Source organism: Mycobacterium sp. NGS62 (genome assembly GCF_059812285.1).
The window spans coordinates 375,852-394,327 of sequence record NZ_JCALCK010000003.1; the positions used below are offsets into that span (position 1 = coordinate 375,852).

16 protein-coding genes are annotated in these 18,476 nt (G+C 65.8%); 7 read left to right on the plus strand and 9 right to left on the minus strand.

What is annotated here, in order from left to right; genetic code table 11:
* The first annotated feature begins 43 nt into the window (after positions 1-43).
* Positions 44-1,054, plus strand: a complete 1,011-nt coding sequence (locus AC5Y49_RS11385; protein WP_499886993.1) for an alpha/beta hydrolase — start codon at positions 44-46, stop codon at positions 1,052-1,054.
* 83 nt (positions 1,055-1,137) lie between these two features.
* Here the strand turns inward: AC5Y49_RS11385 and purH are convergent, their stop codons facing one another.
* From purH to AC5Y49_RS11405, 4 genes are all read right to left on the minus strand, one after another.
* Positions 1,138-2,706 (minus strand): bifunctional phosphoribosylaminoimidazolecarboxamide formyltransferase/IMP cyclohydrolase, encoded by a 1,569-nt coding sequence (gene purH / locus AC5Y49_RS11390; protein WP_499886994.1) that lies wholly within the window; start codon positions 2,704-2,706, stop codon positions 1,138-1,140.
* The gene (gene purN / locus AC5Y49_RS11395; RefSeq protein ID WP_499886996.1) at positions 2,703-3,332 is read right to left on the minus strand and encodes a phosphoribosylglycinamide formyltransferase; all 630 of its coding nucleotides are present in this window, start codon (positions 3,330-3,332) and stop codon (positions 2,703-2,705) included. The genes purH and purN overlap by 4 nt, the downstream gene beginning before the upstream one ends.
* 28 nt (positions 3,333-3,360) lie before the next feature.
* A complete protein-coding gene (locus AC5Y49_RS11400; RefSeq protein WP_499886998.1) occupies positions 3,361-4,692 on the minus strand; it encodes a cell division protein PerM in 1,332 nt (443 codons plus the stop codon).
* A 95-nt stretch (positions 4,693-4,787) separates the two neighbouring features.
* The gene (locus tag AC5Y49_RS11405; RefSeq protein WP_499887000.1) at positions 4,788-5,690 is read right to left on the minus strand and encodes a DUF5336 domain-containing protein; all 903 of its coding nucleotides are present in this window, start codon (positions 5,688-5,690) and stop codon (positions 4,788-4,790) included.
* A 245-nt stretch (positions 5,691-5,935) separates the two neighbouring features.
* On the opposite strand from AC5Y49_RS11405, the gene AC5Y49_RS11410 reads away from it, so the two are divergent.
* Positions 5,936-6,784 (plus strand): LLM class F420-dependent oxidoreductase, encoded by an 849-nt coding sequence (locus AC5Y49_RS11410; RefSeq protein WP_499887002.1) that lies wholly within the window; start codon positions 5,936-5,938, stop codon positions 6,782-6,784.
* Between the two features lie 70 nt (positions 6,785-6,854).
* Here the strand turns inward: AC5Y49_RS11410 and AC5Y49_RS11415 are convergent, their stop codons facing one another.
* Genes AC5Y49_RS11415 through sucC form a run of 3 tightly spaced genes read right to left on the minus strand, consistent with a single transcriptional unit; the run spans position 6,855 to position 10,468 of the window.
* Positions 6,855-8,384 carry an acetyl-CoA acetyltransferase gene (locus tag AC5Y49_RS11415; protein ID WP_499887004.1) on the minus strand — a complete coding sequence of 510 codons (1,530 nt, stop codon included), beginning with the start codon at positions 8,382-8,384 and terminating at the stop codon, positions 6,855-6,857.
* 6 nt (positions 8,385-8,390) lie between these two features.
* Positions 8,391-9,293 (minus strand): succinate--CoA ligase subunit alpha, encoded by a 903-nt coding sequence (gene sucD / locus AC5Y49_RS11420; RefSeq protein ID WP_499887006.1) that lies wholly within the window; start codon positions 9,291-9,293, stop codon positions 8,391-8,393.
* Between the two features lie 14 nt (positions 9,294-9,307).
* Positions 9,308-10,468: an ADP-forming succinate--CoA ligase subunit beta gene (gene sucC, locus AC5Y49_RS11425; RefSeq protein WP_499887007.1), complete on the minus strand. Its 1,161-nt coding sequence runs from the start codon at positions 10,466-10,468 to the stop codon at positions 9,308-9,310.
* A 256-nt stretch (positions 10,469-10,724) separates the two neighbouring features.
* Between sucC and AC5Y49_RS11430 the strand changes: the two genes are divergently transcribed.
* Together AC5Y49_RS11430 and AC5Y49_RS11435 are read left to right on the plus strand one after the other, a co-directional pair.
* Positions 10,725-11,789: a M23 family metallopeptidase gene (locus tag AC5Y49_RS11430; protein WP_499887009.1), complete on the plus strand. Its 1,065-nt coding sequence runs from the start codon at positions 10,725-10,727 to the stop codon at positions 11,787-11,789.
* Between the two features lie 138 nt (positions 11,790-11,927).
* On the plus strand, positions 11,928-12,470 hold the full coding sequence (locus tag AC5Y49_RS11435; protein WP_499887011.1) for a hypothetical protein: 543 nt from the start codon (positions 11,928-11,930) through the stop codon (positions 12,468-12,470).
* A gap of 11 nt (positions 12,471-12,481) precedes the next feature.
* Here AC5Y49_RS11435 and pcrA read toward each other — a convergent pair whose 3' ends face one another.
* Positions 12,482-14,785 (minus strand): DNA helicase PcrA, encoded by a 2,304-nt coding sequence (gene pcrA, locus AC5Y49_RS11440; RefSeq protein ID WP_499887013.1) that lies wholly within the window; start codon positions 14,783-14,785, stop codon positions 12,482-12,484.
* A gap of 202 nt (positions 14,786-14,987) precedes the next feature.
* Between pcrA and AC5Y49_RS11445 the strand changes: the two genes are divergently transcribed.
* The 3 genes from AC5Y49_RS11445 to pgi all read left to right on the plus strand — a co-directional run bounded on the left by AC5Y49_RS11445 (position 14,988) and on the right by pgi (position 17,817).
* Positions 14,988-15,296: a chorismate mutase gene (locus tag AC5Y49_RS11445; protein ID WP_499887015.1), complete on the plus strand. Its 309-nt coding sequence runs from the start codon at positions 14,988-14,990 to the stop codon at positions 15,294-15,296.
* Between the two features lie 140 nt (positions 15,297-15,436).
* The gene (ric, locus tag AC5Y49_RS11450; RefSeq protein ID WP_499887017.1) at positions 15,437-16,120 is read left to right on the plus strand and encodes an iron-sulfur cluster repair di-iron protein; all 684 of its coding nucleotides are present in this window, start codon (positions 15,437-15,439) and stop codon (positions 16,118-16,120) included.
* A gap of 38 nt (positions 16,121-16,158) precedes the next feature.
* Positions 16,159-17,817 carry a glucose-6-phosphate isomerase gene (gene pgi / locus AC5Y49_RS11455; RefSeq protein WP_499887019.1) on the plus strand — a complete coding sequence of 553 codons (1,659 nt, stop codon included), beginning with the start codon at positions 16,159-16,161 and terminating at the stop codon, positions 17,815-17,817.
* Between the two features lie 7 nt (positions 17,818-17,824).
* Here the strand turns inward: pgi and AC5Y49_RS11460 are convergent, their stop codons facing one another.
* Positions 17,825-18,400 carry a TetR/AcrR family transcriptional regulator gene (locus AC5Y49_RS11460; protein WP_499887258.1) on the minus strand — a complete coding sequence of 192 codons (576 nt, stop codon included), beginning with the start codon at positions 18,398-18,400 and terminating at the stop codon, positions 17,825-17,827.
* Between the last annotated feature and the right edge of the window lie 76 nt (positions 18,401-18,476).

The window sequence follows — 18,476 nt, forward strand, 5'->3', positions numbered from 1 at the left end:
CCGTTTTGTCGGACCTCCCCAGCTACCCGATACCCTTGGTCCCGTGAACCTGCTGGATTGGCGTGATCGTCCCGCGACCGCGCACTTCGGGCCGGCCTGCTGGCAGCAGAGCCTGCTTGCCCTGTTGACGGCGATCTTCGTCCGGCCAGTGCTGACGGTCATGACTGTCGTGGGCATGATCGTCAACCGCTTCCGCCCGGATGCGCTGCAGCGCGCCCGCCTCGACGTCATCGACAAGCCGCTGCGGGTGATTCCGCCGCTGCCGGACACCGAAGTCACTGCGGTGCGGCTGCCGCACTGCTCGGCCGAGTGGGTCGTCGCTGACTCGGCACGGGGCTCTGAGCGGGTCATCGTCTACTTCCACGGCTCGGCGCTGGTCACCCTGGGCCTGAATTCACACCGCCGCTTCGTCAGCAAGCTGTCAGCTGCCACCGGCGCCCAGGTGTTCAATGTGGGCTATCGGCTGGCCCCGCAGGTTGGCATTGAAGACGCGGTGTCTGACGGGCTCGACGCCTACCGGTACGTGCTATCCCGCGGATTTTCCGCGGAACACGTTGTGGTGGCCGGAGATTCGGCCGGCGGATTGATGGCCGCCCAGACCGCGCTGGCGGCCAGGGACGCCGGGCTGCCGGTGCCGGCCGGGCAGGCGCTGCTGTCACCGCTGACGTCGTCGGACATGGAGTTGAAATACCGCGCCCTCAAGAACCACCGCGACGTGATGTTTCCGTTCATGACGGTCAAGTTCATCTACGACGTGTTCGCCACCGTCAACGGCACCCGCCCGCTACCGGTAATGCCGCCGGAAGCAGACCTGCGCGGGCTCGGCCCGTGCCTGCTGCAAGTCGGCACCCACGAGATGCTGCTCAACGACGCCCGGACCCTGGCCGAGCGGTTGCGGGCAGCCGAGGTGCCGGTGTGGCTGCAGGAGTGGCACAAGTCCATGCACATGTTCCAGCTCAGCTTCGACGTCAACCCCGACGCCCGCCGCGCGGTCGAAGAGGTCGCCGGATTCATCCGCTACGTGACGACCGTCCCGGACGAAGCCAGCGCCTAAGCCCCCGCCCCCCGCGCCGAGTGGCCAGTTATTGCACGGGTTTTGGCGATTCGTGTGTCATAAGTGGCCAGCCGGCGGCCAAGCTAGTGCGCGAAGTGCCGCGCGCCAGTCAGATACAGCGTCACGCCGGCTTTGGCCGCGGCGGCGGTCACCTCGTCGTCGCGAACCGAGCCGCCAGGATGGACGATCGCCGTGACCCCTGCGGCGGCCAGCGTCTCCAGCCCGTCCGGGAACGGGAAGAACGCGTCGGAAGCTGCGACCGCACCCTGCACCCGCTCCCCGCCGCGCTCGACAGCCAACCGGGCCGCGTCGACGCGGTTGACCTGACCCATACCCACACCGATCGTGGCCCCGTCGGCGGCGACCACGATCGCATTGGACTTCACCGCGCGACAGGTACGCCACGCAAACACTAAGTCTTCCAACGTTGCTGGGCCGGCCGGCGAGCCGGCTGCCAGCGTCCAGTTGGCCGGGTTGTCCCCCGCCGCGTCGAGGCGGTCACGTTGCTGCATCAGCAGTCCGCCGCTGACCTGCCGCACCTCGGTGCCGCCGCCAAGCGGCTCGGAAGCTACCAGCACCCGGATGTTCTTCTTGCGCGCCAGCACGTCGACGGCACCGGGCGCATAGGCCGGCGCCACAATCACTTCCGTGAAAATGGTGCTGACGAATTCGGCCATCTCGACGCTGACTTCGGTGTTGGCCGCGATCACTCCACCGAACGCGCTGAGTGGGTCGCACTCATGGGCTTTGCGATGCGCGTCGGCGACCGAAACCGAGGAAATCGCGATCCCGCACGGGTTGGCGTGTTTGATAATCGCTACACAGGTCTGCTCATGGTCGAACGCCGCCCGCCAGGCGGCATCAGCGTCGGTGAAGTTGTTGTAGGACATCTCTTTTCCGTGCAGCTGGTCGGCTTGCGCCAGCCCGGGCCAGCCACCGTCATCGGTGTAGAGCGCCGCCTGCTGATGCGGGTTCTCGCCGTACCGCAGCAATGTCGAGCGCCGCCACGACCCGGCGAACCACTCCGGGAAAGACGTCTGTGGCCGCTCAGGCGCCAGCGTCGACTCCATCCAGCTGGCGACCGCGATGTCGTAGTCGGCGGTATGCCGGAATGCCAAGGACGCCAACTTCTTCCGCTCGGCGAGAGTGAATCCGCCGTTGGTCACCGCGGCGAGCACGCCGTCATAGCCGAGGGGGTCGACGACTACTGCGACGCTGGGATGATTCTTGGCTGCGGCCCGCACCATTGACGGTCCGCCGATATCGATCTGTTCGACGCATTCGTCGACGCCGGCACCGGAGTCCACCGTCTCGCCGAACGGATACAGATTGACCACCACCAGCTCGAAGGCGGCGATCCCAAGCTGCTCGAGGGCCGCGACGTGCTCCGGCTTGCGCAGGTCGGCGAGCAACCCGGCATGCACATGCGGGTGCAGGGTTTTGACCCGGCCGTCCAACACCTCCGGAAAGCCAGTGACATCCTCCACCGGTGTGACCGGAATACCCTTGTCTGCAATCGTTTTCGCCGTCGAGCCGGTCGAGACGATGTCGACGCCGGCGGCGTGCAGACCGCGGGCCAGGTCGATCAGTCCTGTCTTGTCGTAGACGCTGATCAATGCGCGACGGACCGGCCGTCTCCCGTCGTTGCTCACCCGATAATCGCCTTTCGTCCGCTCCACGTCACGCCGCCGGTTGCCACCGCGGCCACCACGTCCACCAACAGCTGCCGCTCGGTCACCTTGATTCTCTCGTGCAGGGTCTGCTCGTCGTCACCGTCGAGCACCGCAACGGCTTGCTGAGCAAGTATCGGCCCGGTGTCGGTGCCGGCGTCGACCAGGTGCACCGTACAGCCGGTGATCTTCACCCCGTAGTCCAGCGCGTCGGCGACCCCGTGCGCACCGGGAAACGCCGGCAGCAGGGTCGGGTGCGAGTTGACGATGCGGCCCGAAAACCGTGAAAGAAACTGCGGTCCAAGGATCTTCATGAATCCGGCGGAGATGATCAGGTCGGGCGAATGCGCTTTGGTGGCTTCGGTGAGCGCGGCGTCCCAAGCGTCACGGTCCGGGCAGTCCTTGAGCCGGGCGGTGAAGATCGGCAGCGCCGCTGCGGTGGCGACCTCGGCGGCCCGGCACGCACGATCCACCCCGACAGCGACCACTCGGGCGGGGTAGTTTCCGACGGCGGCGCCGAGCAGTGACTCGAGCAGCGAACCGGTACCCGACGCCAGAACCACCAGCCGTGCCGGCGCGCTGGGAGGCACATGGAGTGGTTGCTGCACAGGCTGAGCGTAGCTGGACAACCGAGCCTCAGGCCGGGTCTGGCGGCAGGTCGCCCGTATCGGTCGGTGTTTCGGGCTCGTCGGCGGCGGATTCGACGACGGAATCAACCTGCGCCTGGTCCGGCAGGTCTGGTCGGTCGTCGGGCTCGGCGGCAGGCGGTACGGTTTTGGGTCTCCGAGGCCGGTCGTCGGGCTCGGCGGTAGACGGTACGGTTTTGGGCTTGCGGGGCCGGCGGCTGACCCCGCCGGCCATCACCACCGTGATCAATCCCACGATCGCAAACCAGAGGAATACCGCGACGGCGAAGGTGGCCTGGTCGACGCCGACAGCGCCGAAGTTGCCCAACTGCCCACTGCCCGCGTAACCCAGCAGTGCCATCGTCAGCGCCGCGAGCACAGCTGCAACCAACAACTTGGCCACTGCCGCCAACGCCGGAAGCGGGCGGCGTGCGCATTGCTGGCCGACCGCCACGCCGGAGGATGCACCAATGATCAGCAGCGCGACCCACGCCGGCCCCAACGGCGGGGTGGGAGCCGCAGCCAGAACCGGCAGGGCGGGGATGTCGCCACCGAACACGGTGAACGAGCTGAACGTCGCGAATCCCAGATGGACACTGGATCCGACCGCGACTGCGGCGGTCCCGACGATGACGTTGGGCACATACAACACCGACAGCGCGGTCAGACTGAACTGGCCGAATATCGAATCGGTGATCGCATAAAGGTCGTGCATCGTTCCCCAGTGCACGATCAGCGAGCCGGCCGTCACCACCCCGGATAGACCCAGCAACGCCAGCATGCCCGCGACCGCGCCGCGCAGCGAATCAAACAGCCAGTGGGGCAACGACGAAACAGCCAAGGCCCGGCGGCCCACCCGGGAACCGACCCCGATCGTCGCGCCGATGCCGTGCACCACCAGCACGCTTACGAACGCCCGCAGCGCGCTCGGCGTTTGCAGTTCGGTGATCACCGAGGCGGCATCGTGGATGACGGCCAACGAGATTGCCGCGATCAGCAGCGGCCCGCCCAGCGCTGACGCCACTATCCAGCGGATAACGAACCACGACGCCGTGCCGGCCGTGGCTTGCGCCGTGGTGCGGGCAGCACCCCACACCATCAGCAGCACCGGCAACAACGGCATCACACCGAGTTCACGGCCGCCGATCGAGATCGGCACCTGGTGAACGCCCAGCCACATGCTCGCGATGGCGCCCAACGCGCCCGTCATGTCGCTGTTGGCCATCAGCAACTGCAGCAACGTCACCGCGGCGATGATGACCAGTGCCATCACAGCCGGGCCGAACGCCACCCGCAACAGGTCACGGGCCTGGCGGGCGCCCGCCGCTGGATTGTCAGCCACCCACGTCACTCTTCGCGCACGTTGCTAACCAGCTGCGCTCGTCGTCGTCGCGCTGTCGATCACCACATACTCCCGGTGGCGACCCGCTGCGCCCGTCAGGACTGAGACGGGCCTGATGACGGAGACTGCGGTTGCTGTCCCTGACCGTACGACTGCTGGCTCTGTCCCGAACCGCTTTGGCTGCCGGAGCTCCCCTGACTTGAACTCTGGGACCCCGAACCGCTCGACGGCGGTTGGCCGTAGCTGGGGAAGCCCGTGGGCGGCGTGGCCGGCCCGTGTTGGGAGCCCTGCTGCGAAGACTGCTGCTGCTGTTGCGGGCCGGTCTGCTGGCCAACTGTGCTGAAACCGCCGGTCGACGGCGACGACGGGTAGCCGCCGTACTGCGATCCGTAGCCCTGGGGCGACTGCGGGCTGTGCTGCTGCTGGTAGTGGCCCTGCTGCTGGCCGTAGTAACCGGACTGTCCGCCGTACTGGCCGTAGTGACCGCCGTACTGGTCGTACTTGGGTCGCGGCGCAGGCGGGGTGATGACGCCCGCTTCCAGCAGGAGCGCGACGACCGCGACGATCGCCTGGATCACGCCGCAGGCCAGGATGAACCACAGCGCCCAGGCGGCCGACACACCGCTCGGCGTGCTGAGCGTCTCTTTGATCGCCGTGAGCGCGCCCAACACCGCAATCGCCGCGACCACCGCCGCGTAGTTCTTGGCCTTGGGCACCAAACTGACAGCGGCGAGCAGCGCGGCCACCAGCGCCGCGAGGATCCCGATTCCGATGTCGCCGGAAACCGGTACAGCCGGACCGACGTCGGAGTCGACATTGAACATCGTGCCGAAGCTCGCCAAGTAGCTCGCCAAGCCGAGGGCCGCCACCGCGATGGTCAGGTAAAGGCCCAAACTGCTCGCGTGGTCATCGGATTTCGTGAACGACGGTGTGGATGCCCCGTAGGAGCCCTGTGACTGAGCGGGCGGATATCCGGGACTGCCGGGCGAGTAGGTCATGGCTTCTCCTGTGCTTCCAGTGCTGTTCCGGCCCCACTGTCGTGCGGCGCTTGTAACTGCCACGCGCCGCTCCCCGCGGCGCTACGTCGGACCGCTCCATGAACGCCGTGACGGCTGGCGCGGCGTTGCGACGCGATTCGATCATCCACGCTAGCGCACCGACTGGTGAAGGCGCTGCGCCCCTCGCGTGTCAATCTGTCACCCCCGCGGTTGCCCGCTGGATTGGAACACGTTCTAATTCAGGCATGGATTACGGGCTTGTGCTATTCACCAGTGACCGTGGTATCTCCCCGGCCGCGGCCGCCACCCTCGCTGAAAATCATGGCTTCCACACCTTCTACGTCCCGGAACACACGCACATCCCGATCAAGCGCGAGGCGGCACACCCGACCACCGGCGACGAGTCGTTGCCCGACGACCGCTACATGCGCACATTGGATCCGTGGGTGAGTTTGGGCGCGGCGTGCGCGGTCACTTCACGGGTCCGGTTGTCCACAGCGGTGGCGCTGCCGGTGGAACACGATCCGATCACGCTGGCCAAATCTATTGCCACCCTGGACCATCTGTCCGGCGGCCGGGTGAGCCTCGGCGTGGGATTCGGCTGGAACACCGACGAACTCGCCGACCATGGTGTGCCGCCCGGCCGGCGCCGCACGATGCTGCGCGAGTACCTCGAGGCGATGCGGGCGTTGTGGACCGAGGAGGAAGCCGCCTATCAGGGTGAGTTCGTCAACTTCGGGCCCAGTTGGGCCTGGCCCAAGCCGGTGCAGTCGCATATCCCGGTGCTGGTGGGTGCGGCTGGCACTGAGAAGAACTTCAAGTGGATCGCGCGCAGCGCCGACGGCTGGATCACCACCCCACGGGACTTCGACATCGACGAGCCGGTGAAGCTGTTGCAGGACACCTGGGCGGCCGCGGGCCGCGACGGGGCGCCGCAGATTGTGGCGCTGGACTTCAAGCCGGTGCCCGAGAAGTTGGCCCACTGGGCCGAACTGGGCGTCACCGAGGTGCTGTTCGGCTTGCCGGACCGTTCCGAAGACGAGGTGGCCGCCTACGTAGAGCGGTTGGCCGGGAAGCTGGCCGCTTCCGTTTAGTGCGAGCGTGCGTGTCCCCGGTCGACACGCCGCGGCGAATCCCGGGAACATGCACGCTCGCGGAAAAGAGTTAGGCGAGTGTGCAGCGATTGCCGTAATCGAACGCGCGCACCGAAACCGACTGTCCGAGCGGGTCGCCGTCGGTGAGCAGCGCGATCAAGTCGTCGTCCTCGGTGGTGGCCAAAAACCGGCTGTCGTTGGCGGTTAAGCGGCCGATGACGATCCCGGTCAACCGGCCCTTGTCGCGCCGGACCGTGTAGGTCTCGACGGTGCCGGCCCCCTCGGCCTGCTCGGTCACCGCCACCGTGGGCGCTGCGGCGATCTGTGCCTGCAGCTGCGCGCTGCCATCGGTCTTCCATCCCACCGGGGTGGTCGAGTAGACCCCGACCGAGTACTTGCTCATGATGCCGCCATTGGCGCCGACCAGACCGAATTGCCCTGGCCGACTGCGCATCTGCGCGACGGTCTCGGCCACACCGTGCATCGAGTAGTTGTTGCCGGCCCCGCCGAAGAACGGCAGGCCGCCGGTGAGGGTCAGCCCGCGCGGATCGTCGGGTGCAATGCCTATCCCGTCGCAGATGTTGAATACCGGCACCGGGAAGCAGCTGTACAAATCGAACGTGGCGATGTCGTCGATGCCGATGCCGGCGACCGCCAGCGCTTCGCGCACCGCCATCACCGCCGACGGGGCATGCCCGAGATCGGGCCGATCCAGCAGGCTCTGTTCTTCCATATCGGCATGGCCGTGCAGGTAGACCCAGTTCTCTTCGGGCACACCGAGTTTGCGCGCGGCCTCCACCGACATCAACAGTGCGGCCGCACCCTGGTTGACCTGGTCACGGGCGACGAGCAGCCGCGGATACGGCTCGGAGATCATCCGGTTGCTCTCGGTGACGGTGATCAGTTCCTCGACATCGCGCTGCACCGGCGCAGCGGCGAACGGATTGTCGGCAGCGACATTGGAAAACGGCGCGAACAACTCACCCATTCGTCGCAAATAGTCGGCCGGTCCCAGTCCCGTCCTGGCCCGTCGCGCATTCTCCAGCAACGCATACTGAGTGGGCGCATCCACCAAGCCGTGCACCACCGTGTAGCGGCTAATGAGTCCCTCGATGCCGTAGCCGCGGTCTTCCAACGAGCCCTCGACCGTTTCGGTGAAATCCGGGCGGTTGTCGGCCGAGGCGAAGTAGCGCGTCGTCGACGTCGCGTCCGACCCGAAGATCAACACGACCTCGGCCTGGCCGGCGGCGATCCCGCCGGCCAATTCGGTGATCAGGTGCTGCGGGCCTTGCCCGCCCACCACCTCCAGAATCGCCCGGGCCGGGTCGGCGCCGATCCGATTGGCCACCGAGCGTGGGTAGTTGTTCGACTTGCCCAACACCGGCTGAGCCGGTCCGGAGATCTCGAACTGGCGCACGCCCGCGACGGTGTCGATCGCCGCGGCCACCTTGGCGACGTCGGCGCCGCAATCGTCCAGCGCGGCGCGGGCCCCGGCGGCGGCCAGCTCCACGGCTGACATCGCGCGGTAGTACGAGTCGTCGATCCGTTCGGCGGCTTGCCCGACACCGACGACGACGGGAGTCCGCGGGTCGATAGTCAACCGGACCTACATACTCTGCAGGATCTGCCGGGCCAGCGCCGCGGTCTCGGATGGCGTTTTTCCGACCTTGACGCCGGCCGCCTCCAGGGCTTCCTTCTTGGCGGCCGCGGTGCCCGACGAACCGGACACGATGGCACCGGCGTGCCCCATCGTCTTGCCCTCGGGTGCGGTAAACCCGGCGACGTAGCCGACGACGGGCTTGGAGACGTTGGCCTTGATGTAGTCGGCGGCGCGTTCCTCGGCGTCGCCGCCGATCTCGCCGATCATCACGATGACCTTGGTCTCCGGATCCTTCTCGAACGCCTCGATGGCGTCGATGTGAGTGGTGCCGATCACCGGGTCGCCGCCGATGCCGATCGCGGTGGAAAACCCGAAGTCACGCAGCTCGAACATCATCTGATAGGTCAACGTGCCCGACTTCGACACCAGGCCGATCGGACCGGGCCCACTGATGTTGGCCGGCGTGATCCCAACCAACGCCTGGCCGGGGGTGATGATCCCGGGACAGTTCGGGCCGATGATCCGGGTCTTGTTGCCCTTGCTCACGTTATAGGCCCAGGCATATGCGCTGTCCTGCACCGGAATTCCCTCGGTGATGACGACCAGCAGCGGAATCTCGGCGTCGACGGCCTCGATGATCGCGTCCTTGGCGAACTTGGGCGGCACGAAGATGATCGAGACGTCGGCGCCGGTCTCTTTCATGGCCTCCGCGACACAGCCGAAGACCGGCAGCTTGATGACCCTGCCGCCTTTGTCCTCATGGGTGACGGTGGTGCCGGCCTTACGGGCGTTGACACCACCGACGATCTGGGTGCCGGCCCGCAGCATCCGGGCCGTGTGCACGGTGGCCTCGCTGCCGGTGATGCCCTGAACGATGACCTTGTTGTCTGCGGTCAAAAAGATAGCCATGTCGTGTGGTCCTTTCAGCTCGCCAGCTCGGCGGCTTTGTCGGCGGCCTCATCCATCGTGGCCACCAGCGTCACCAGCGGGTGGTTGGCCTCGGCCAGGATGCGCCGGCCCTCCTCGACGTTGTTGCCGTCGAGCCGAACCACCAGCGGCTTGGTGGCGGCGTTACCCAGCATCTGCAGCGCCGACACGATGCCACTGGCCACCGCATCGCATGCGGTGATCCCACCGAAGACATTGACGAACACGCTCTTGACCTGCGGGTCACCCAGGATGACGTCCAGGCCGGCCGCCATCACCTCAGCGGACGCGCCGCCGCCGATGTCCAGGAAGTTCGCCGGCTTCACGCCGCCGTGCTTCTCGCCGGCATAAGCGGCTACGTCCAGCGTCGACATCACCAAGCCGGCGCCGTTTCCGATGATCCCAATCTGTCCGTCCAGCTTGACGTAGTTGAGGTCGTGCTCCTTGGCCTTCAGCTCCAGCGGGTCAGTGGCGTCGCGGTCCTCGAACTCAGCATGCCCGGGCTGGCGGAAGTCGGCGTTGCCGTCGAGCGTCACCTTGCCGTCCAGCGCCAGGATCTGATCGTCGGGGGTGCGCACCAGCGGGTTGACCTCGACCAGGGTGGCGTCCTCGGCGACGAAACACTCCCAGAGCTTCTGGATAGTGACTGCGGCGGCATCGAGAACCTCGGCCGGCAGATGACCCTGCTCGGCGATCGAGCGTGCGAACGCCAGATCGACGCCCTTGACCGCGTCGACGGGCACCTTGGCCAGCCGCTCGGGCTTGGTCGCGGCCACTTCCTCGATCTCCATACCGCCCTCCACCGAGCACATCGCCAGGTAGGTGCGGTTGGCCCGGTCGAGCAGGAAGGAGATGTAGTACTCCTCGGCAATATCGCTGGCCTCCGAGACCAGCAACTTCTTCACGATGTGGCCCTTGATGTCCAGACCGAGGATGTTGTTGGCGTGGGTGTAGGCGTCCTCGGGCGTCGCGGCGTACTTCACGCCGCCGGCCTTACCGCGACCACCGGTCTTGACTTGCGCTTTGACCATCACCGGGCGACCAATTTCCTGCGCGATCGCTTTCGCGTCGTCGGCGTCGGCGGTGACCCGGCCGGGCGTGGTGGGCACGTTGTGCTTGGCGAACAATTCCTTCGCCTGGTATTCGAAAAGATCCATGGGCTCACTTCTATGTGTCGGCCTTTGTGTCCACGGGTCGGGTTTCCCGAACCCCGCTTGCGGGAACTGTATCGACAGGGCCGGAAGGTTCCATCGTCGGCATCCGCCGATGTGGTAGATCTCACCGCGCGGGTTGCGTGATTCAAGTCACAATCCCGGGCGGATCTTTGGCGCGGGATTGCCAGCTCTGCCGGTCTGCGGTTAACGTCTCAGGGTCCAGATAACGTTATGGTTACGACCCGAGGGACATTCCAGGTTGACCCAGCACCTTTCCGCCCGGTCTCCTGCCTTAGGAGACTCCCGCGGATCAAGCGACCGCTGGTCAGATTTCGACCGCAACGAAGTCACCGACATCATCCCGTTCAACGAGTTCGGGGAACTCGACAACCTCGATGACCTGGACTTCTGTGACAACAGCGTCTTCGACACCGAAGCAGCGGTGCTGCGGGCACCCGAGTTGGACGACCTCGACGACACCGACGATCTGATCCCGCTACAACTGGCCCGCCCCAGCAGGCACCGGTCGACGCCGGACGAGGCCCGCACCGACCGCCACCGGTTCGAGCTACGCAGTCATCCCAATGGAATCGACGGCACCGACCAGCCCTGGCGGCGCGGGCAGCACCGCAAGCAGCCGAGCAGTGCGGTGCGCGGCCGGGTGTTGATCACCGCGATGGCCGCCGGGGCCGCTGCTGCGGCCGCGCACTCTGCGACGCATCCGTCCGACACTGCCAACGCCGAAACCGTCCTGGCCGCCGACGCCTCAGCGATCAACGGCGGGCCGATCACCACCTCGCCGCGGGGCATGCAAATGGTCACCGTGCAACCTGCTGCCAGCGCAGCGGTGCACAACGCGGAATTGGCCAAGGGCGTCGCGTTTGCGGCCGAACGCGCACAACGCGAGGCCCGACTGCAGCAGCCGCTGTACGTCATGCCGACCAAGGGCCTATTCACCTCCAATTTCGGCTACCGGTGGGGAGTGCTGCACGCCGGTATCGACATCGCGAACTCGATCGGGACCCCGATCGTGGCGGTGTCCGACGGGATCGTCATCGACGCCGGCCCAACTGCCGGCTACGGACAATGGGTCAAACTGCGCCACGCCGACGGGACGGTGACGCTCTACGGTCACGTCAACACCACCACCGTCAGTGTCGGTGAACGGGTGATGGCCGGCGATCAGATTGCCACGATGGGCAACCGCGGCAATTCCACCGGACCGCACCTGCATTTCGAGGTGTTGCTGGGCGGCTCGGACCGGGTGGACCCGGTGCCGTGGCTAGCCAAGCGGGGCCTCAGCCTCGGCAGCTTCGCCGGTTGATCGGTGGCCAAGCCGGTGGCCAAGCCGATCCGGCGATAGTGCGCCTACCATCGATCTGATGGTCCTGTTCGCGACGGCGACGCTGCGAACGCCGCCACGGCCACACCGCCACCCGAGGACACCACAGGAAGGCCTGAGGTGACAACATCCCACGACGAAGCGCCCCGGACTCGCATCATCCGCCGAGCGCCCACCACGCCGCTCCCGGCGATAGCAGACGATGCCCGCACCACCCACATCCCGCGCCAACCCCCGACCCCCAGCGGCTACCCCGCCCAGCGCCCCGGCGCCGGCACCCAGACTGGGGAGGTACCAGCCAGCCGGGTAGCCATCGCAGCTGCCGCCGTCAGCATCGTCAGCGGCTGGGCCACGTCGGTGGTGGCCACCGAATTGATCGCGGGCTGGTGGCAATCCGATCGGTTGTTTTGCGTCGCGGTCGCGTTTCTCGCCTTGGTGTTCGCGCTGGCCACCGTGTCGGGCGTGATCATGCTGTTGCGGCGGCGGACGCTCGGCCGCCACCTCATCGTGGCCGGCGCCGTGGTCGCGGTGCTGACGTATCTCGGCATCTTCATCGCCGGCGCGCACGTCGCGTGGATTGTGCACACGCTGTGGGTGCTGCCGGTCGCCAGCGCGGTGTTGGCAATGCACCCGGAAACCAAACGCTGGCTGCCTCAGCGTTAGCCCGCGCGGGCTTAAAGCTTGGTGACCGGGGCGTGGTTGTGCATCAGCTTGACTCGGCCCGAGCTGCCGAAGTCGATCAGCGACATCGCCGATTCCCCGACCCCGGAGACTTCCTCCACCCGGCCCAATCCGTACTTGTCGTGCGATACCCGGTCACCGGGCTGCAACACCAGCGGCGGGCGTTTGCTCGACGACGCGCGGGCCGGTGACGGCCTCGCCGGCCCGAACCGGCCGGCGCCGCTCACCGGTGCGCTGAACGTCGGCGCGGGGTCGGTGCGCCGCCAGTCGATGAGGTCCTCCGGGATCTCGCGCAAGAACCGCGACTCGGGGTTGAGCATCGGCTGTCCCCACGACGAGCGGACCTTTGCCCGGCTCAGATAAAGCCGCTGCCGTGCCCGGGTGATACCGACATAAGCCAGCCGCCGCTCCTCGCAGAGCTCGGTTGGATCGCCCAATGCCCGCATATGCGGGAACATCCCGTCCTCCCACCCGGTCACGAACACGACCGGAAACTCCAGCCCTTTGGCGGTATGCAGCGTCATCAACGTCACCACGCCGGCGGTATGTTCGGGGATCTCGTCGGCATCGGCGACCAGCGAAACCCGTTCCAGAAATTGCGCCAGCACACCGGTGTCGGGCACGTCTTCGTCGTCGGGAGCATCCTCGAGTGCCGCGGCGTTGGCCAAATCGGTCGCGAACTCGTGTGCGACGCTGACGAGTTCGTTGAGGTTGTCCAGTCGGGCAAGATCTTGTGGGTCGCTGGAGGATTCCAGCTCCGTGCGGTAGCCGGTGCGGTCCAGCACCGCCTCGACCAGCTCGCCCAGATCACCATCAAGGTGGCCCCGCAGCTCGTCGAGCATGTCGACAAAGCCCTTGATCGCATTGACCGCACGGGAATTGAGCATCGGAACTTTGCCGTCCGCGGCGGCCTGCAGCGCGTCGGCAAAAGTAGCCCCGGTGTTCTCGGCGTACACAGCCACACAGGCCTCGGCGCGGTCACCGATCCCCCGGCGCGGTGTGTTGAGAATACGGCGCAGGCTCACCGCGTCGCCCGGGTTGTCCAGCACCCGCAGGTAGGCGACGATGTCGCGGATCTCTCTGCGCTCGTAAAACCGCACTCCGCCAACGACTTTGTACGGGATCCCGGCCCGGATGAACACCTCTTCGAGTGACCGCGACGAGTTGTTGGTCCGGTAGAAAACCGCCACATCGTTGTAGGTGATCTCACCGTTCTGCGCCAGCGCGTCGATTTCCTCGGCGACAAAGCGTGCCTCGTCGTGTTCGTTGTCGGCGACATAGCCGACGATCAGCTCGCCCTCGCCGGCGTCGGTCCACAGCCGCTTCTCGCGGCGCCCGGCGTTCCGCGCGATCACCGAGTTCGCCGCTGACAGGATGTTCTGCGTCGAGCGGTAATTCTGTTCCAGCAGAATCGTTGTGGCGTTCGGGTAGTCGCGTTCGAAATCTTCGATATTGCGGATCGTGGCACCGCGGAAGGCGTAGATCGACTGGTCGGCGTCGCCGACTACGCAAAGCTCTGCGGGCGGCACGTCGTCGTCGGTACCGTGTCCGGCGAGTTCACGCACCAGCACGTATTGCGCGTGGTTGGTGTCCTGGTATTCGTCGACCAGGATGTGCCGGAACCGCCTGCGGTAATGCTGAGCGATCTGCGGGAAGGCTTGCAGCACTGCGACGGTCTCCCCGATTAAATCGTCGAAGTCCAGCGCATTGGCCGCCCGCAGCCGGTGCTGGTATTCGGAGTAGACGGCGGCCACGGTGCGGGCCAGGTCGTCGGATTCCTCGGAGAGATCCGACAGCGCCCGTTGCGGGTCGATCAGCTCATTTTTCAGGTTGGAGATGGCGTTGGCCAGCAGCCGCGGCGAATACCGCTTGATGTCCAGCCCCATGTCCTTGCCGATCATCTGCAGCAGCCGCCGCGAATCGTCGGCATCGTAGATCGAGAAGTTGGAATTCAGGCCGGGGACCAGCGCGGCCTGGTTGCGCAGGATCCGCACGCAGGTCGAATGGAACGTCGACACCCACATCGAGCGGGCGCGCGGGCCGACCAGCTGGATCACCCGCTCGCGCATCTCGGCGGCGGCCTTGTTGGTGAAGGTGATGGCCAGAACCTGACCAGGGCCGACGTCGCGGGCGGCCATCAGGTAGGCGATCCGTCGCGTCAAGACGGCGGTCTTGCCGGATCCTGCGCCCGCGACGATCAGCAACGGCGAACCTTCGTGCAGCACGGCCTGGCGCTGCTGCGGGTTGAGCCCGTCGAGGAGTTGGTCTGCTTCGGCGTCGGCAACGTGCGCGGTCATATGCGTCCAAACTTACCGCCGTTCGGTGACACCTTTTGCGCTGGCACGACCGTTAGTGGCACACTTCAATTCGTGCTCTACACGCAGCATCGATTTTTCTACGGGTACCGGACAGCGGTGCCCGTGGTCTAGCTGCTTCCCAGAGCCCCGCGGTCCGCATCTGCGATCCGGGGCTCGTCTGTTGTGTGAGGCCCGGACACGGATGAGATCAGAAGCCACCAACAGCGAGAATGCGGAGTCACAACCCATGACTACAGACACCGAGCAGCTTTCCGATATCGATGAGCTGCGGCATGAGATCGACCGCCTGGATGCCGAGATCCTGGCCGCGGTCAAGCGTCGCACCGAGGTCTCCCAGGCGATCGGCAAAGTCCGGATGGCCTCCGGCGGGACGCGCTTGGTGCACAGTCGCGAGATGAAAGTCATCGAGCGGTACAGCGAGCTCGGTCCCGACGGCAAGGACCTGGCCATGCTGCTGCTGCGGATGGGCCGCGGACGGCTCGGCCACTAGAGGCTTTAGTCATCTCATGCCTGTGGGTCATGTCACCGGTCGGGCCCCTAAGAATTAACGCCGCCAAATCCTAAGCTTTTTGATGCGCCCCGTCGGGCTCTTGAATCGGCGGAGCGTTGCGACGAGCGAAGGAAGTTCCGATGGCCAGCTACACCTCCGACACCATCGTTGGCGACATCGTTACCGCGGATCCCTCCCGCACTCGGATTCTGGAACGCTTCGGTATCGATTACTGCTGTAACGGCCAACGGCCGCTGGGTGACGCGTGTACCGCAGCACAGATCGATGCGGGTGAACTCCTCGCCGCGTTGAACGCCGAAGAGCCCGGCCCGCGGGCCGGTTGGGCAGATCTCGATGATCCGGCATTGATCGAGCACATTCTCGCCAGCCACCACCGGTTCCTCTGGGAGGAGTTTCCGCGGATGTCGGCACTGGTGGACAAGGTGGCAACGGTCCATGGCCCAAACCACGCCGAGTTGGCCCGGGTGCGAGAAGCATTCGACGAGCTACGCCATAAGGTCGAGCCGCACCTGCGCACCGAGGAGACGGCATTGTTCCCGGAAATCCTTGCGCGCAACGGGGCCGGCGGTCCCATCTCGCAGGAGCTGCACGCCGCGTTGAACGAGAATATGAAGCAACATGACCGCGCCGGTGAGCTGCTCGCCGAGTTGCGGCAACTCACCAGCGGTTACACCGTTCCGCCTGACGCTTGTCCCACCTACACGGCCATGCTGGCGGGCCTGGAAGAAATCGAATCCGACTTACACATGCACGTTCACAAGGAGAACAACGTGCTGTTTGCCCGCGTGCTCGCCAACAGTTGACCGAGTCACGCCTTGACCGGCCCGACTAGGGTCGAAATATGATTGCCGCTATCCCTGACATCACCGCCACTCCGGCCTGGAAAGCGCTGCGCGGACACCACGACCAGATCAAAGACCGCCACCTGCGCGAGCTCTTCGCCGACGACCCCGACCGTGGCCGCGAACTGACGGTCACCGTCGGTGACCTCTATATCGACTACAGCAAGCACCGCGTCACCCGCGAGACGCTCACCCTGCTGGCCGACCTGGCCCGGGCGGCCGGACTCGAGCAGCGCCGCGACGAGATGTTCGCTGGCAAGCACATCAACACATCGGAAAACCGGGCGGTGCTGCACACCGCGCTGCGGCTGCCGCGTGACGCCAAACTGACCGTCGACGGGCAGAACGTCGTCGAAGACGTGCACGCCGTGCTCGACGCGATGGGTGATTTCACCGACCGGCTGCGCAGCGGCGAGTGGACCGGTGCGACCGGTAAACGGATCAGCACGGTGGTCAACATCGGCATCGGCGGCTCGGACCTCGGACCGGTGATGGTGTACCAGGCGCTGCGCCACTACGCCGACGCGGGCATCTCGGCGCGGTTCGTCTCCAACGTCGATCCGGCCGACCTTGTCGCGACATTGGCTGATTTGGACCCGGCCACAACACTTTTCATCGTTGCCTCCAAGACGTTTTCCACCCTGGAGACACTGACTAACGCGACCGCGGCGCGGCGCTGGCTGACCGATGCGCTCGGCGACGACGCGGTGGCACAGCATTTCGTCGCGGTGTCCACAAATAAGGAACGTGTGTCGGACTTCGGCATCGACACCGACAACATGTTCGGCTTCTGGGACTGGGTCGGCGGACGGTATTCGGTCGATTCGGCGATCGGGCTGTCGGTGATGGCCGCAATCGGCCGAGAAGCCTTCGCCGACTTCCTGTCCGGATTCCACATCGTCGACGAGCATTTCAAGACCGCTCCACTGGAATCCAATGCGCCGGCGCTGCTCGGCTTGATCGAGCTGTGGTACTCCAACTTCTTCGATGCGCAGTCGCGGGCGGTGTTGCCGTATTCCAACGACCTGGCGCGCTTCGCGGCCTATCTGCAGCAGCTGACCATGGAGTCCAACGGCAAGTCGACCCGCGCCGACGGCACGCCCGTCGTCACCGACACCGGCGAAATCTATTGGGGCGAGCCGGGAACCAACGGGCAACACGCCTTCTACCAATTGTTACACCAGGGCACCCGGTTGGTGCCCGCGGATTTCATCGGGTTTTCCCAACCGCTCGACGATTTGCCGACCGCCGACGGCGACGGCAGCATGCACGACTTGTTGATGAGCAACTTCTTCGCCCAAACCCAGGTGTTGGCGTTCGGCAAGACCGCCGACGAGATCGCGGCCGAGGGAACACCACCGGAGGTGGTGCCGCACAAAGTCATGCCCGGCAACCGGCCGACCACGTCGATTCTGGCGAGCCGGCTCACCCCATCGGTGCTCGGGCAGTTGATCGCGCTCTACGAGCACCAGGTGTTCACCGAGGGGGTGGTGTGGGGCATCGACTCCTTCGACCAGTGGGGTGTGGAGTTGGGCAAGACTCAGGCCAAGGAGCTGTTGCCGGTGCTGGCCGACGACGCCTCGCCGGATAAGCAGTCGGACAGCTCGACCGACGCGCTGGTGCGCCGCTACCGCACCGAAAGAGGCCGTACGGCCTGACATTTCGTCACCGCGACGGGACCACAACCTCGGAACCGAATCTCCGTACGAAGGTGCGCAGCCGTTCCACGGTCGCGGTGTGCGGATCGCTGAGGTGCAGCTGCAACAGCTCGCGGCCAGAAGCGTGCAGGATCCGAGCGGTGTATTCGGGGTCATGCAGATGGGGATTGATGCGCAGCAATTCCTTGACAAAGAACTCACGTACGACGGCCTCGGATTGAGCCAGCCGGGCATATAACTCCGGCGGCGCGCCCTGCGGTGGGAACAAAAACAGCCGCCACGTCGCCGGGTGGGCGTCCACGGCGGCCAGCACACCATCGAACGCGAGCACCAGCGACTGATCTTCGCCGGCAACATCCAATCCGGAGATCGCTTCGGTGAACTGCGCGCCGGCGCGTGCTGCCTCACGGTCGATCAACTCGACGAACAGCCCCGCCAGGTCGCCAAACTTCTGATAGATCAACGACCGATTGATGCCGGCCTGCTCCGCGATGCGGTTCGGCGTTGCCGCGTGAAACCCTTCGGCGTCGACGATCGCGTGGGCGACGTCGAGGATCTGCGCGCGCCGCCCCTCGGCGGTCATGCGCCGCTTCGGGCTGGTCACAGTCACACTTGACAGCATAACTAACAACTTGTGAGTATTACTCACTAAGTGTTAG

Excerpts from the sequence above, each read along its gene's own strand:
- AC5Y49_RS11405 (WP_499887000.1), bottom strand. The coding sequence starts at position 5,690 with ATGACCTACTCGCCCGGCAGTCCCGGATATCCGCCCGCTCAGTCACAG.
- AC5Y49_RS11410 (WP_499887002.1), top strand. The coding sequence starts at position 5,936 with ATGGATTACGGGCTTGTGCTATTCACCAGTGACCGTGGTATCTCCCCG.
- sucD (WP_499887006.1), bottom strand. The coding sequence starts at position 9,293 with ATGGCTATCTTTTTGACCGCAGACAACAAGGTCATCGTTCAGGGCATC.
- sucC (WP_499887007.1), bottom strand. The coding sequence starts at position 10,468 with ATGGATCTTTTCGAATACCAGGCGAAGGAATTGTTCGCCAAGCACAAC.
- pcrA (WP_499887013.1), bottom strand. The coding sequence starts at position 14,785 with ATGACCGCGCACGTTGCCGACGCCGAAGCAGACCAACTCCTCGACGGG.
- AC5Y49_RS11445 (WP_499887015.1), top strand. The coding sequence starts at position 14,988 with ATGAGATCAGAAGCCACCAACAGCGAGAATGCGGAGTCACAACCCATG.
- ric (WP_499887017.1), top strand. The coding sequence starts at position 15,437 with ATGGCCAGCTACACCTCCGACACCATCGTTGGCGACATCGTTACCGCG.
- pgi (WP_499887019.1), top strand. The coding sequence starts at position 16,159 with ATGATTGCCGCTATCCCTGACATCACCGCCACTCCGGCCTGGAAAGCG.
- AC5Y49_RS11460 (WP_499887258.1), bottom strand. The coding sequence starts at position 18,400 with ATGACCGCCGAGGGGCGGCGCGCGCAGATCCTCGACGTCGCCCACGCG.